Genomic DNA, 15,707 nt, shown 5'->3' with positions numbered 1-15,707 from the left:
CAGTATGAAAATTTGGCTTGGTGCGCTAGGAATCTCACTGGGTTTGACACATCCTCTTGCCGCGCAAGAGAACGGCACACTCCCGTGGTCGGTAAATTGTGGAAATCCGGGCAACGGAACCGAGCTGGTCTGTGAAATGACCCAGAGTATTGTTTTGACCGAAAACAATCAGAGGCTTACCTCCGTTGCGTTCGTGAAGCCTGCGGGAAAAGATGAGACCGAAGCCGTGCTGACCTTGCCGTTTGGTCTTCTGTTTTCCGAAGGGGTGATCGCAATGGTCGATGACGTCGAAGTCGCCCGTCTGGAGTTTCTGACCTGCGAGGCTCAAGGCTGCTTTGCTCGTTCCGCTGTCTCAACAGAGTGGATGTCTGCGATGCGGGCGGGTAAGCAATTTACGATCGAAAGTAAAAACACAGCAAGAGATCCAATCTCCTTTGGTTTCGATCTGACGGGATTCAGCAAGGTATCAGATATTCTGCCATAACGACTGTTTTTTGCATACAGGCATCTGTCTGGTGCTGGTCATCGAAATCGGACCCTTGATCGTGCCGGGCATGGAACATTGATCGAACGAAGACCGCCATAATCGTACCGGGAGCAGCCATACCCCACAAACGCCATTCCAAATCATAATCAAGGGCAAAGAGATCTGGAAGGAAAAGTTCCTGAATCAAACTTGAACGGACAGACACTGCCGGAAAAACAGCCAACGGTCAGATCACATCGGAACCACTACAATTGAAGTTGCCAACATAGTTCTAAAACGCCAGTTACCCTAGCAATTCAACAACCGGATTTCGGGTGTTTGCCGAGATTGCGGGATAGGTGCACCCTCCAAGAAGCCGACTTTGTTCACTCAAAAACTCGCGGCACAATCGCTGATCCTGCGTTTCACACAGCGCTTGATTATTCACGCAGGGCGCGATCTTTGATCTTGATTACGGGTTGCAAAAAGTAGTCTAGAACCGTTTTCTTGCCAGATAAGATATCCACTTCCGCAATCATCCCCGGGATGATCTCGACGGCTACGCCGCTTGCGTCCAAAATAGCGTGACGTGTCTGGATTTCGATGACAAAGACCTCTTCATCATTGCGTTCGGGCCTTGTCACCGTGTTGGCGCCTATGCGGGTGATCTCACCGTCCAGCGCGCCGTAACGCGCAAAATCATAGGCCGTAATTTTCACCTTAACGGGCTGGCCTGCGTGTAGAAACGCGATATCTTCGGGGCGAACATAGGCCTCGACCAGAAGCCTGTCGTCCAATGGAACAATCTCGATCAGTTCTTCACCGCTGCGTGCCAAACTGCCAATCGTTGTCCGGTGAACGCGATTTATGATTCCACGCACGGGTGATCTGATCTGTGCGCGATCCGCGCGGTCTTGCAAGGCCGGTAAGGACGGCCGAAGTGCCGCGAGTTCGGCTGTCGAGACCGCAAGGTCGGTGAGCGCTGCGCTCCGGAACCTGCTATGTGCGGCTTGAATACGATCGTCGATTTCTTCCAGTCCGGTTTTCAACCTGTTGGTCACTGCAACTGCACGGACCTTGCGACCCTCCCATTCAGCGGAACTGCGGCGCAGCGACAAAAGCGTTGTCGCAGGCTCCATCCGTTTTTTCACCAACGGGGTCATGATGGCGTGTTCTTCGGCCAGAATCCCAAGCGTCTCTTCGGCTGTCACCTGGTCTACCAGCCCTTCCTCATACTCGCGCTGGCGCTGCTCACGCTGTCGCTCCAGGATGGCGATTTCAGCGGCCAGTTCCGCCTGACGGCCCTGATACAAAGCAGTTTCGGTTCTGACCACTTCTGGCGCGCCTTCAATCAGCTTTCCTGAGAAGGTAAGCTGGGTGCCGTCAATCTCTGCCTGCAATCGTTGGGCCCGAGCCATTAATCCATATGCGCGCTGTTGTTCCTGGCTCAACTGACTGTCGATCTGCGTTGTGTCGAACTCCATTAACAGCGTTCCCTTGTCGACAACCAGCCCTTCCGCGACGTGCAAGTATTGTAATACTCCGGGTTCTGTTGCCTCAATCAACTGCACGTCCGCCGACGGCACAATCCGGCCATCCACGCGGGTCACGTCGTCGAGTTCCGTCATGTAGGCCCAAAGCCCGGCGGAGACGAGGCAGGCAAGGATAACAAGCAACAGGAGAGATCCCCCCAACGGAGATTTCCCCCGCATTTCTCTTGCCATCATGGCAAGGTCAGGATGCCGCGACATTCAGATGCCTCCCTGTTGCGCGCGCGCGCTGGGTCAGCATGCTTTTTGGACCGTCTGCGCCGACCCGGCCGCGTTCGACCACAATGACCCTGTCGACCAGATCAAGCAGGCTGGTCCGATGTGTGACGATAACCATTGTGGTGTCTTTGGTTTCTTGTTTCAGACGCTTGATAACCTCGGCTTCGGTCTTCACATCCATTGCACTGGTCGGTTCATCCAACAACAACACTGGTGGGCGTCCAATCAGCGCGCGGGCCAGCGCGATGGCTTGACGCTGGCCGCCCGATATTCCTTCGCCACGTTCTGCCAGTTGTTGGTCATAGCCGTTGGGGCAATGCGCGATAAAATCTTCAACCCCGGCCACGTGGCCCGCTCTGATCAAATCTTGATCCATGGGCCGGATCGCACCGCTGGCAATGTTTTCGCGAATTGAGCCGGAAAAAAGCCAAACGTCCTGCAAAACCGAACCGACATTGCGACGTAAGTCGCCGGGGTCAATCTGACGGATATCGACCCCATCCAGCATTACCGAACCGGTCCTCGGCTCGAATAAACCGAGCATCAAACGCGCGATGGTGCTTTTCCCGGATCCGATCGCGCCCAGAATGGCAACTTTTTCACCCGGTTCTATGTCGAATGAGACACCTGAAAGGGCATCATCGGCTTGTTCAGGATAGGCAAAATGCACATCTTTGAAAGAAATGCGGCCTTTTGCATGTGGTCGACTGATCCAGTTGCGTCCTTCGGGCCGCTCATTTTCCGCCCGCATCAAAGCGTTTAGATTGCGATACGCGCTGCGCGCCTGGTTCACACGTGTGAGTGTCTGGGCAAGCTGCCCCAGTGGCGCCAGCGCGCGTCCAGTCAGCATTACAGACGCAATTAACGCACCCATACTTGCCTGCCCTTCAGTGATCAGGAACACGCCGAAGAAAACAATCAGGACCTGCGCCGCCTGTTGCGTGAATCCTGTCAGGTTCAATGCGAATTGGGTAACTGTCCGGCTGCGGATTCCATGGGAGGACTGCCGCTCGATAGCATCTTCCCATCGCGCCCGCATTTGTTTTGCCGCTGCGGTTGTTTTGATGGTTTCAAGACCGGAAACGGTCTCGACCAGTACGGATTGTTTTGACTGACCGTCCGCAAAACTTTTTTCGGCCAAGCGCGATAACATTGGTTGCACTGCCAGGCCCGCAATCAAAACAATCGGAACGGCAAGGGCAGGTATCAGCGCCAGAGGTCCACCAACGAGGTGAATGACCAGTATAAAGAGGGCGATGAAGGGCAGGTCCACGAGGGCGACCAGAGTTGCCGATGTAAAAAACTCGCGCAGAGTTTCAAATTCGCGGATCGTGCTGGCCATAGCACCGGTCGATCCGGTCCGCGATTTCATTTTGATATTCAAAACCTGGTCAAAAACGCGCCGCCCCATAAACATGTCGGCCTTTTGCCCGGCCCGATCAATAAAGCCAGCGCGCAAGAGTTTGAGGGCGAAATCGAAAGAAAGGGCAAGACCAACCCCTGCGGTCAGTGCGATAAGGGATTCCGTCGCCTCATTCGGAAGAACCCTGTCATAGACGACCATGATGAAAACGGATGTGGAAAGACCCAAAAAATTCGCTACCGCGGCGGCAAGCACCACTTGCGCATAGGACCAGCGGTTTGCCAACATGGCCGACCAAAACCAATGCCCGGATGCGGTCCTGTTTCGACCTGGTGTTTCCTCATTGTGGCTGCGCCGAAACAAAAGTGTGTAGCTGGTGTAGCTTTTCCCTAAAACTGTTTCTTCAACCTCTCCGATGCCTTCCCCCATCTCAGGGTCGAAAATCAGAAAACGGCCGCTCTTGGTACGCCCGTGAAATACAACTGCTTTATTGTCGTCCAACAGAAAAATTGCTGGGACCAGTGTGTCATCGAAATCCGCAAGTTTTCGCGACCCAAATCCCGCCTGCAACCCGGCATGGCGGGCAACCTCAATTGCATCTCGCTGGCTCAAATGACCTGTTGTGCCGGATTGCGCAGCGTGAAGTGCCCCAACCGTGATTGAGCGACCAAGATGCGAGGCGACGTGCAGCAGGCAAATTTCCAACGGAGAAAGATCTTGTTTAGGTGCCAAAGGGTTCAACGCGGCCATGAATCTTCACCTGTGTTTGCAATCGAAATGCCGAGGTAATCCAGAATGTCCCCAGTCAGGCTGAGGGCAGCGTAGTTTGTGAGGAAGAAGCTTTGCTCCGCCAAAATCAGCCTTTGCTGCGCGTTCACATAGTCTCGCTGTGCATCCAGTATCTCGACCAAGCTGCGTCGGCCGATGGTGAATTGGGCCCGTGCAGCTTCCACGCTTTCGGCGTTGGCATGGGCAGCTAAACGAGCCGCTTGCAGGCGAACCGCGCCTGCGTCCTGATCTGACCGGATGAACTCTAACTCGCGGCGGATTTCTCGAATTAACGTCTCACGGGCGAATTCGGCCTCTTTCACCTGAGCTTGGGCAGCAGCTATGGCGGCCTTACGTTGACCGGTGCTGTCCAGTTCATAGTTTACGGACAGGTCGACACCGAAATTAGCATCATTGCTGTCATCGCGATCTGCAAAAGCCGCGATTTCTACACCTGGCTGTCGCCGCGCAATGGCTGCAGTTTGCTCTGCCTTTGCAGCGATCAAAGCGGCATTCGCACGTCGTACTTGTGGGCTGTCCAAAACGATTTGCGAATCCGTTCTGGCCAATTTGGGCGCAGCGACCGGAGCGGTAAGTGCCCCCGGTGGGCGTCCGAAGACTTCCTGGTACTGTGCCTCCGCCCTGTCTGTCCGAGCCTCTGCATCGGCAAGCTGCGTTCGCGCGTCTGCCATGCGCGAGCGTGCGGTCAAAACGTCTGCATTTGAGCCCACGCCCTGCGTGCTGCGTTCGGTGATCTGGCGCACGATCTCGGCGTGCACCTCAACATTCTGGGCTGAGATTTCCAGGATCTTTCGTCGATCAAGGACCACAACATACGCTTCGATTGCGGCAAGGGCCAGCGCCGCAGCGGTTTGCAGTTGACCGCCCCGGCTTTCGAGGACGCGAGCCTGAGCCGCAGCCAGTTCGCCCGACGCAGCGCCTCCGTCATAGACGAGTTGCGAAACGCGCAGATACGGGGTGAAGTCTGCAATATCGGAATTCACACGCTGTGATCGCGCATTGATTCCCATTGATACGCGAGGAAGGAAAGCACCCTTGGCCGCATTTTCGTCAGCGTCTGCGATTTCCAGTCGTGTCGCGCTTTGTGCGAGGTTTGGGTTGGTTTCGACGGCCGCCCGCACCCGTTGACCAAACTCGCTTTGCGTCAGACGTGGAAGGGGGGGCTGCGCACCAGCCCCGACAGAACCTGCTGACAGAGAAACCTCTACGCCCGTAAGGTCGGGTGGAGGCGCGCAAGCCGCCATCAAAGGAATACACAGACAGGCAAGATACTTTAGGCCAGAGTTGCAGGAGATCAGAGGCATTTTCACACCTCACCAGCCATAAAAAGTTCGTCATTTTGAGCGTGTGCCATGGCGGTAAGGAAACGCGAAATGTCTGAATTTTCGGTATATTGGTTTTGAAGTTTTGGCTTCGCCAGCTGCTCTTGCGCCTGCGACAGCCAAGAAATGTGTGAAAGTGATACTTGATGGGCGTGCAGTAATTGAATTGCACCGACATCGAACAATGCAAGTTTCTCTGTCTGCGAAAGAGCCTTCAAGCGTCGGACATCCAGGACCAGATACCCTGCCGGCAGCGCGACGTCATCGTAGCTTGCCATTTGTTCAAAAAGACCCATCCCTTGAATGACGTTACACACGGACCGAATGTCCTTGGCCGAGGCCTCTCGTGCTTGAAAAAATCTGAGGACGTTTGAAAGCTCAACGGTCAACTCACCAGCATCGGTAAAGAACGGTTCGTCCTTCGGAGCATCGGTGACCAGACCAGAAGATTCATCGATCAGAAGTTGCGGATCACAACCCGTTTTACTCGGCAAACCCGCTTGAAATGGCGGGCACCGCAACGCGGACGGAATGTAGGCGGCCAACCATCGCCCTTCGTCGGACACAAAAGGGGTTGGCGCGTCCGGATTCAATGACATTAGTGCTACAGGTTCAATTTCCCCCCTGATTTCGCGAAACATTACCGGATACGTGGCCGCGACGAGCAGAATTTCTTTCTCGACAATCGAGCAAGCCTGCTGGGTTTCCGCAAAGTGGTAAGATGAAAAACGCTTCCAGTATTTGTCACCGTGCCGCTCATATGTGACTGGAAACAGGCCGTTCTCTGCCATGTTTGATCCTTTGGTGTATGGAGTGGCTGCCGGTTGAAAAGCCGGCAGTCCGTGTTTTGATCAAGCCGTTGCTCCGGTCGGGTCGGCGATCAGGATATTGTCCGCGCTCAATCCGCTCAGATCGTCTAACCCCGAAAATTGCGCCATGGTTTCAACGGTGGCTGCAGTCGGGGAGGAATAGTCGACCCTGACCAGAACGCTATCGTCTCCATCTGTCGCGAGTACGTACATCTCGTCACCCGCCTGAAGTCCCGTCAAACTTTCGACGGCAGTTTCAATTGTATTGGTCGACAGGTCTGCCAGAACTGTGGTTAAGCCGATGACGCCCGTGTTGGCACCAACCGCGCCGCCTACATTTAATGTCTCAATGCCCGTGCCATCGCCGCGCAAGGTAGAGTGATCGAGGCCATTGAACATCAACGCATCTGCCACATCCTCTGCCGCTCCGAGTGAAAAGCCGGTGATCGTGTCTACCCCGTTTGCCGCAGGGGCGGCTTCGAACACAACGACGTCGCGACCCGCGTCCGAGACATTGATGGCGTCGTCGCCGTCCTGACCACGAACAAAGCTGTCCACATCGCTGGCGACCAGGGTGTCATTTCCATCAGTGCCGATTATGACGGTCGTCGGACCCCCATCCGGGGTGGTAAGCGACAGTTCAACCGGTTTGCTGGGATCCTGAACGGTCATGGTGAATGTCACCAGGGGTTGGTTCAGATCCGTAAAGCTGGTCGCGACACCTGCAAAGTTGATCACGGAGCCCCCAACTGGGTTGGACAGATACAGACCGAAAGCCCCGTTCCCAACATCGGATCCTGCGTCGAAGGTCACAACTGACGGATCAAATCCCAACTCGATCGTCATCGCTAGCCCGCTGGAAACGTCGCGGTCAGCGTCTGCGAAGATTTGGTACGTGATAGTTGAACCGCTCCGACCCGCTTCTGCAATGACATATGCGCCCGGTACATGCGCCGTCGTCTCACCGGTTACCGGTAAAGGATCAGGGCCGCCGGAAACCGTGGCCTGCGCCTGAAAGTTCAGGTCATCACCTGCTGAAATACCTGTGAAATCCGACGCCGGAACTGCAAGCGACCAGGTTCCATCAGCTGCGATAGTAGCGGTGCCGACAGAGTTACTATTGAGTGTTACGTTCACCGCTTGGCCAGCGGCGAGGCCAACGGATGTTCCAGATACAACAACGCCAGAACTCTGTGCGTCGCCGAGTGAGATTGAGTTGTTCGCCCCTATAGAATTCAGGTCTAACAGCGGCCGGAAATCCGTAGCGAGTGTTGTGGTCGCTGGACTGGCGCTATTGCCGGCCTGATCACTGACCGTTGCAGAAATGGGGAAATTTGTACTGTCCGCCAATCCGGAAAGATCCGCCGCAGGTACAGTGACCGACCAAGTGCCACCAGTGGCGACACCGGTATATGATTGGCCATCCAGCATGACGGTGACTATTTGTCCTTCTTCCGCCGATGTCGCCCCGGAAATGGACAGATCGTTGCCCTTTTCGGAGACGTCCAAAACAGATCCTACAGCCAATGGGTTGATCGTCACAGTTGGTGCTGTGAAGTCTGTTCCAAACCCATCACTCGCGCTGGCGCTGTTCCCAGCCGTGTCTGAAACCGTCGCATTCACACTGTAAATTTCGTCGTCTTGCAGGGCATTTAAGCCGGCCGCCGGCGAAACCAACGTCCAGGTGCCGCCACTGACCGTAGTGGTATTGCTCAGGTCTACAGTGCCATCCGCTCTGACGACTTCCACGGTGATGGTGGTGCCGTCCGGGGCATCCGACGTGCCTGAGACCGTCAGATCCGTGCCGCGTTCCGCCAAGTTCATGACCGGGCCGTCGGACAAATTGGTGATGGTGATGGAATGAGGTGAGAAATCAGTGTCAAAATTGCCGCTTGCCTGCAGTGCTGGGTTTCCGGCGGCATCTGTCACGTCTGCAGTCACCGGGATTGTTGCGGCATCGGACAGTGCCGTCAAAACTGCTGCGGATACAGTCGCGCTCCAGACGCCACCAGAGACGGTACCAGTATAATCTTGGCCGTTTAACGATACGGTTACGGTCTGTCCGTCCTCTGCATCAGTTGACCCGGTGATTGTCAGGTCCGTATCACGCTCAGCGGCATTCAGGACGGCACCATCAGAGTATCCGTCGATGGTAAGGGTCGGGGCGGTGACATCCTTGGACACGGGTGCATTCGCCTGGTTGGCTGCGAGCCCGTCCGTATTGGATACATCTGCGGTGATGGTGAATGTGCCCCCATCTGCCAATGCTCTAAGGTCGGTCGCTGGGATGGTCACCGACCAGCTGTTGCCGGATACTGCACCGGTGTAACTCTGGCCGTCCAGCACGACTGTTACTTGCTGGCCGTCTTCTACGTTCCCGGTAATTCCCGAAACCGTTAAATCCGAACCGACTTCAGCCGCGTTCACAGCGGATCCAACTGATAGCGGCGATATGGAAATTGCAGGGCCAGTCAGATCTACCGGAACGGAGGTCATTGCCGGAACCGAAGTGTTTCCTGCTTCATCGCTGACGACGACCCTTATTGACACAGGAGTACCTGAGGGCAGATTTGCGAGATCAGCGGATGGAATAGTGACGCTCCAACTACCGTCAGAGGCGGTTGTCGAATAGGTTTGCCCGCCGAATTCGACCATAACTGTCCGGCCATCAGCTGCTGTTGTCGATCCGCTCAGCTCCATATCGTTCTGAACGTCGACCAATTCGATTTTGTCGACGGGGAGAGGATCCAAGGTAACGGTCGGCGCCGTAAAGTCTGTCTCAATGCTGTCACCGATCTGTGCTGCCGGGTTCCCCGCCATATCTGAAACATCTGCGGTCAACACGATGGTTTCGCCATCCGGCAACGCGGCAAGATCGCTGGCAGGAACAGTGACGGCCCATTGACCGTCGGTCACAGTGCTAGAGTATGTTCCGCCGTTCAGAGTTACCGTCACGGTCTGACCGTTTTCCGCGTTTGTCGTCCCGGAAACGGTCAGATCCGTTGCGCTTTCCGCCGCATTTATGACCGCACCGTCCGACAATCCGGAAATTGTCAGAGTAGGGGGTACTGTATCGATGTTGTAAGATACGGTCTCTACCGAAAGTTCTCGCCCGCCGCTGTCCAAGTGACGAACCGTGACGTTCTGAACACCTTGTGGCAGACTGGCCGCTTCGACGGCTGTCAGCGAAATGCTCCAACTTCCATCGGGATTGCGTGGCACGGACTTGACCAAAGACCCGATCGTAAGTTCCACTGTTTCGGTTCCATCCGGGACCCTGATATTCGCCTCCGTGCTGCTGAGCGCAGTGGATTGTGCCTGCGCGAGGTTCAAAACCTGAGGCGGTGCAGGCGGCGCGGGTTGAAAATCACCATCGTCTCCACCACCGCCGCCGCCGGCCCCCGCAGCGGCGGCCCCCGCGAGGCCCAATCCGCCCAATGCAGCCCCGACGCCACTGATGCCGCCGCCCGCCGCAGCGGCACCACCTGCTTCGGCAGCCAGACTGAATTGCGCAATTTCACTCACGGCATTTTCGGCGATCATGATCGCGCCGCTGTCCAGAACCTGAACGTTTTCCGCAGCGACAATCATTGTACTGCCATCTATCATCTTCAGCAGAACATCCCCGTTTTTTAGGAGCTTCACTGACTGAACGCCGGGAATCGTTTCTGCAAACTGATAGGCATAAAGCTCTTCTATCGTTGCCTGCGCCAAGGCGGGTAGCGCCATGAGAGTCGAGCCAAGCCCCCCAGCGATACCGCGTCCAATCCAGCGTCGCATCTTGCCATCAATCCACCGGCGAATGTGGTCCTTGCGACCATTGTCTGATCCGGCGTCTGCAGTTTTGGCTTTGGGATCATGTTCTTTGGTCATCTTACCCTCACATGTGATGTCTGTGTCCGCCTGGATGGGCCAGGTTTTGTTCATCAGTCTTTCGCGTTTGTGACTCATGCGGTCGGACCAGGAAAAATTGTGTTAAACTGAAACCGAACTCCTCGTTTTCACCACAATTCCGCTTTGGTATCGGGCCGGGCATCGGATCATCCTGCAGTCATTGCCAATTTTGGCGTGGGGTGATGTAGTATGATGCTTCAGTTCGAAAGCGTGGTTGCAACAGGAAGCGCAGCGCTCGATTCAGGTATCCGTGATACGGCTTTAAAAACGTTTAACGGGACCACGTATCTGTACAGTTTGACCGGCCCCGGCGGCGGTGTTGCTGTTTGGAAGCTTGTCGATGGCGCGGTTCCGCAACTGGTCGATACCGAGTATTTCAGCGGTTCGATCACGTTTCAGGTGGGCCGCACGGGGACTCCGGTTTCGTTTGGTGGCAGTGATCAGCTCGTATTGGATATCGACACGGCAAATGGGCTGGTGGGGTATGATTTGAACCCGGATGGGACCGTTGGATCCTTGCGGGAAACCGGGATATTGACCGGCGGCGGTGACATTTCGGCCTTGGTGAAACTGTCGACCGGGTCCGGCGATCTGCTGATGATGGCGCATGAAGATACCGGGCGGATTGTCACTTATACCGTGAATGGGGACGGCACATTGACGTCCTCGGGCGTAATCGTGGCACGATCTGATTCGATGCAGTCATTGAACATTGGTGCAGACAACTTTGTTATTGCGACCGACGGGGCCAGCAACACTGTCTCGACTTACAGGGTTGACGGGGGAACCGCAGCCATAGCAGTGGTAGACAACAGCGAGGCCCTGACGACTTTGGGAATCGCGACGCCCACAGCGGTTGAAGTGATACAGGCATATGGCAAGTCCTGGGTGGTGGTCGCGGGGGCTGAAAGTAACTCTCTCAGTGTCATGGAATTAGCCGCCGATGGCCGTCTAATTCCAACCGACCATGCCCTGGATTCGCTGCACACACGGTTCGAGTCGGTTCAGGACCTTTCTGTGGTCGAGATCAACGGGCATGTGTTCGTCGTCGCGGGTGGTGGCGATGATGGAATAACCTTGTTCGCCATGACGCCCGGTGGACAACTGGTGCATTTGGACAGTTTTGCCGATACGCTTCAAAGCGGTTTGCAGAATGTGGAGTCGTTCAGCGTCGCGCAGGTCGGTGATGAGCTACAGATTCTGGTCGCTTCGCAACAGGATGCGGGGCTGACCCAACTAACGGTGGATGTCGCAGAACTGGGTGTCGTGCGTAGTGGCTTGGGAACAGTTAACGGTACAGCTGGTAACGATATGCTCAGCGGCAATATTCTTCCAACGACCCTTATTGCTGGGGCAGGGGATGACATATTGATTGCCGGTTCGGCCGAGACCACGATGACCGGTGGATCCGGTGCAGACATCTTTGTCATGCAATACGGAGCGGAAACCACCACTATCACGGACTTTCAGGCTGGTATCGACCGGTTGGACATGTTCGATTATCCGCTGCTCAGAACGCCTGGACAGTTGACTTTTACCGTGACGGCGCAAGGCGCCCGGATTGAATACTTCAATGAGACAATATACGTGAATTCAGCCTCAGGTGGTCCGCTAACCAGCGCTCAGGTGTTTGGCGCGGGTTTTGGCGGCCCCGATCACATTCCCGTCGATTTCGGCGATTTCGGGGGGCTCGATCCGGGCAGTTCCGATGGGGTTTTAGGGGATGTCTCAATCAATTCAGAAACCGCCAACCCCAGCCTCAGTGACGCTGAAATCAGCTTCACCCCAAATGGCGGAGCCACAATCAGTGCTCGTGCAGACAGCAATGGACGGTTCGATTTGAATTTACCGTCCGGCACTTTTGAGGGCGAGTTTGACGTCATCAAGACCTATTCCACTGCGAGCAAGGACATCAACGCATTGGACGCGCTGCAAGTTTTGCGAATTTCGGTCGGACTGGACCTGACATGGGGACCGGCCTCGCCGGAGAATTTGATCGCGGCAGATTTCAACCGGGATGGTTCGGTGAATGCGCTCGATGCTTTGTCGATTCTGCAAGTAGCAGTCGGACAGCCGACTGCCGTTCGCCCGGAATGGGTTTTCATCGACAGTGACGCGGACCTTTCAGGGATCACGCGCACCGACGTTTCTTATGATACCGGGGCCAATGTGGTGGCTGTGGATGGCGTGATTGCCACCGACATGACCTCGATCCTGCTGGGCAACCTCGAAGCGCCTTAGTGCGACCGGGCGGTCACTCTCGGAACGCCCGATTGAAGTAATCTGCCAGTGGTTTGACCAAATAAGACATTGGCGTACGTTCGTCCGTCTTGATCAACGTTTCCACTGGCATACCGGGCAGCAGTTCCTGCCCTTTCAGACGATCAACTTGCCCGTCTTGTGGAACGACTTCGGCGCGATAGAACGTCTGGCCGGTGTTTTCGTCGGTAAACGTATCAGCCGAGACATTCATAACCTGTCCGTCAATTTCAGGCGTTTCACGCTGATTGAACGCGGGAAACCGCAACAAAACGGGCTGACCAACATGCAACTGGTCCACGTGAATTGCATCGACGCGCGCGGCGACGACCAGGGGCGTATCCTGCGGTACCAGATACATCATAGGTTCCGCGGGTTGGATCACGGACTGCAGCGCAAAGACCTGACTGCCGTACACCGTTCCCGAAACTGGGGCGCGGATATCCAGTCGCGAAAGGCGGGTGTCCAGCGACAGACGGCGCTCGGCCAATTCGGCAATCTGAGACTGAATATCACGCAGGGTCGTTATGGCTTCTTCTCGCCGTGTTGCTTCAAGCTCAAGTATCGAGATTTCGGTCGCTGATATCTGGCCTCCTAGGCGCGCGGCGGCAGCTTCCAACCGACCGATATCCCCTGTGAGGCTGGCCTCTTCACGCTGTAGGGCCGAAACACGGCTGGCCTGGGTAAGGCCGCGCTGAAGCAAGCTTTGCTGATCGTCCAGTTCGGTTTGGATCAATTCAACCTGACGCCGCAGCGAGACAAGCTGCGCTTCGGTACCGTCGATTTCACTTTCGATTTGAACGGTCTGTTTGCCCAGTTGCTCAGTTTGCTGGTCCAATGTATTCAATCGCGCCTCGAACAGGCGTTGCTGACCGGCGATCAGATCAGGGTCGATGTTTTCCTGTTGCTGAATCTCAGCCAACCGGGTGGCCAAAGCTTCGGCATTTGCGCCATCGCGCTCGACTTCCAAACGGGCCCGGCGGGCCAACAGTTCGAACAGCTGGGCTTCGACAATGGTCTTCTCGGACGACAGAAACGTATCATCCAACCGCAATAATAATTCGCCGCTGGTGACGGCATCGCCATCGCGCACATAGATCTCACCAACAACGCCGCCGTCGGGGTGTTCAATCACCTGACGGTTGCTTTCGACCTCGATAATGCCCTGAGAGATAATGGCTCCGGCCAAACGCGTGTTGACTGCCCAAACACCCAAACCGCCAACAAGGATACCAAGGGCCGTAAATCCGACCAGGGCAGGGATGGTTATGCGCCATACGGGGCGCTGATTATTTGTTTTGTCCTGCATCAGTTGCCAGCCTTGCTGAGGTTGCGCTTGATCGATCCGGCGTTTTGAACGACTGCACCCAAAACCTCATCCCTTGGGCCGGATCTGACAACCTGTCCCCGTTCGACCACCGCAAGATCATCACATTCCGAGATCGCTTGGGGACGGTGAGTCATAATGATCGTAGACTTTCCTGCGGCCTTAAGATCGCGGACAGCGGCGTTCAGCGCCTCGGTTCCATCGGCATCCAACGCCGAGTTCGGTTCGTCCAGAATCAACAAAACGGGGTCTCCGTACAACGCGCGCGAGAGCGCGATCCGCTGCTTCTGACCGCCTGACAGCTGACTGTCATTGCCTTCCAGAATGGTATCGTAGCCTTTTTCCAGCGTCAGAATCAGCTCATGCGCATTGGCTTTTTTGGCGGCCGCTACAACGGCTTCCGGGTTTGGGTCTTCCGACATACGCGCGATGTTTTCGGCGACAGTTCCGTTGAACAACGTAACTTCTTGCGGAAGGTATCCGATATGTTGGCCCAGATCAGTTGGATCGTACTGATCCAGCGTTGCGCCTCCCAGACGGATCTCGCCTGCTGCAGGACGCCAAATACCCAGAAGCGCCTTGGCCAAAGTGGACTTTCCTGACCCGCTTTTTCCGATTACACCAAGTGCCCGCCCGGGCTCGAGGTTCAATGAGACGTTGCGGAGGGTTGGAGTATTCGCTCCAGGCGGGATGACCGTCAGACCCTTGGCCTTCAACCGGGCTTGGGGCACAGGCAGCTTGGTGCGCTGTTTTTCGGGCGGCGTGGCATCCAGAAACTGGCTCAACGAGTTCCACGCGGTTCGGGCGCGTTCAACGACAGCCCATTGCCCAACAACCTGCTCGACGGGTGCCAAAGCACGACCCAGCAGGATCGAACCTGCGATCATCGCGCCGGGGGTCAATTCATTGCGCAGAACAAGCAAAGCCCCAAGCGCCAGCATTGCAGATTGCAAAAACAGCCGCAGCGATTTCGTCACTGACGTAAAGCTGCCGGTCCAGTCACTGGCGGCGATTGTTTGTTGCAAGGCGTCTGTTCGTTGACGCTGCCATCTACGCGTGATGTCCTCTTGCATGCCTTGCGAGTGTACTACCTCGGCTGCCTGTCGGGCATGTTCGGAAAAGATGTTGGCTTTTGCCGACGCTGATTGAGCCAAGGCGACCTTGCGACGAGTCAGTATTTGGTTCAGCAACGCGATCACAACTAAAAGCGAGCCACCACCAACGGCCAGCCAGCCCAGAAGAGGATGGAACAGAAAAATTGCCGCGATAAAGATAGGCGTCCAAGGGATGTCCATGACGGCCAGCAGAACTGGAGAAGAACACAGGTTTTGGATGGACTCCAGATCCCGCAACGCTGTTGCGGGTGCAGCCCGCGCGCGCGGGTGTAGAGATCGGCGCAGGGTCGCATCAAAGACGCGTTCGTCCAACTGCGATTGAAAGCGTGCGCCGAAACGCGCCACGATTCGCCCCCGCGCGAAATCGAGCATGGCCATAAGGCCGTACAAAAGTGCCACCAGCAGAAACAGCGCAGCCAAAGTCTCGACCGCTCGGGACCCAAGAACGCGATCATAGACCTGCAACATGAACAAAGGTCCGGTCAACATCAACAAGTTGACGAAGATGCTGAACAAAAACGCAAGCGCCAGGAATGTGATCCCCTGGTTGCGCGCAGATTGCATTTCACGTCTTGGCTGTGCTGCCATGTGGTT

The 15,707-nt window shown here is 55.8% G+C and carries 9 protein-coding genes; 2 read left to right on the top strand and 7 right to left on the bottom strand.

The features are described from left to right. Window positions 1-4: 4 nt before the first annotated feature. Window positions 5-484: an invasion associated locus B family protein gene (locus tag AC2FJF_RS09750; protein WP_496725034.1), complete on the top strand. Its 480-nt coding sequence runs from the start codon at window positions 5-7 to the stop codon at window positions 482-484. Between the two features lie 422 nt (window positions 485-906). Here AC2FJF_RS09750 and AC2FJF_RS09745 read toward each other — a convergent pair whose 3' ends face one another. From AC2FJF_RS09745 to AC2FJF_RS09725, 5 genes are read right to left on the bottom strand one after another with little or no spacing between them, the layout of a single operon-like run. After that, a complete protein-coding gene (locus AC2FJF_RS09745; RefSeq protein WP_496725032.1) occupies window positions 907-2,217 on the bottom strand; it encodes an HlyD family type I secretion periplasmic adaptor subunit in 1,311 nt (436 codons plus the stop codon). Then, complete coding sequence (locus AC2FJF_RS09740; protein ID WP_496725030.1) at window positions 2,201-4,348, bottom strand: type I secretion system permease/ATPase; 2,148 nt, start codon at window positions 4,346-4,348, stop codon at window positions 2,201-2,203. Before AC2FJF_RS09740 ends, AC2FJF_RS09745 begins: the two co-directional genes overlap by 17 nt. Continuing rightward, the gene (locus AC2FJF_RS09735; RefSeq protein ID WP_496725028.1) at window positions 4,336-5,691 is read right to left on the bottom strand and encodes a TolC family protein; all 1,356 of its coding nucleotides are present in this window, start codon (window positions 5,689-5,691) and stop codon (window positions 4,336-4,338) included. Before AC2FJF_RS09735 ends, AC2FJF_RS09740 begins: the two co-directional genes overlap by 13 nt. 2 nt (window positions 5,692-5,693) lie before the next feature. Further along, complete coding sequence (locus AC2FJF_RS09730; RefSeq protein WP_496725026.1) at window positions 5,694-6,500, bottom strand: SapC family protein; 807 nt, start codon at window positions 6,498-6,500, stop codon at window positions 5,694-5,696. Window positions 6,501-6,560: 60 nt separating this feature from the next. Further along, on the bottom strand, window positions 6,561-10,391 hold the full coding sequence (locus tag AC2FJF_RS09725; protein WP_496725024.1) for an Ig-like domain-containing protein: 3,831 nt from the start codon (window positions 10,389-10,391) through the stop codon (window positions 6,561-6,563). A gap of 210 nt (window positions 10,392-10,601) precedes the next feature. Here AC2FJF_RS09725 and AC2FJF_RS09720 point away from each other — a divergent pair, with 210 nt between their 5' ends. Next, on the top strand, window positions 10,602-12,653 hold the full coding sequence (locus AC2FJF_RS09720) for a dockerin type I domain-containing protein (protein WP_496725022.1): 2,052 nt from the start codon (window positions 10,602-10,604) through the stop codon (window positions 12,651-12,653). A 13-nt stretch (window positions 12,654-12,666) separates the two neighbouring features. On the opposite strand, the gene AC2FJF_RS09715 is transcribed toward AC2FJF_RS09720, so the two are convergent. Both AC2FJF_RS09715 and AC2FJF_RS09710 read right to left on the bottom strand, forming a co-directional pair. After that, a complete protein-coding gene (locus AC2FJF_RS09715) occupies window positions 12,667-13,980 on the bottom strand; it encodes an HlyD family type I secretion periplasmic adaptor subunit (RefSeq protein ID WP_496725020.1) in 1,314 nt (437 codons plus the stop codon). Continuing rightward, window positions 13,980-15,677: a type I secretion system permease/ATPase gene (locus AC2FJF_RS09710; RefSeq protein ID WP_496725222.1), complete on the bottom strand. Its 1,698-nt coding sequence runs from the start codon at window positions 15,675-15,677 to the stop codon at window positions 13,980-13,982. The genes AC2FJF_RS09715 and AC2FJF_RS09710 overlap by 1 nt, the downstream gene beginning before the upstream one ends. Between the last annotated feature and the right edge of the window lie 30 nt (window positions 15,678-15,707).

It is taken from the genome of Ruegeria sp. CDSB013 (genome assembly GCF_059611165.1).
Note: the sequence above shows the minus strand (reverse complement) of the source record. Positions and strands in the feature narration are given on the sequence as shown.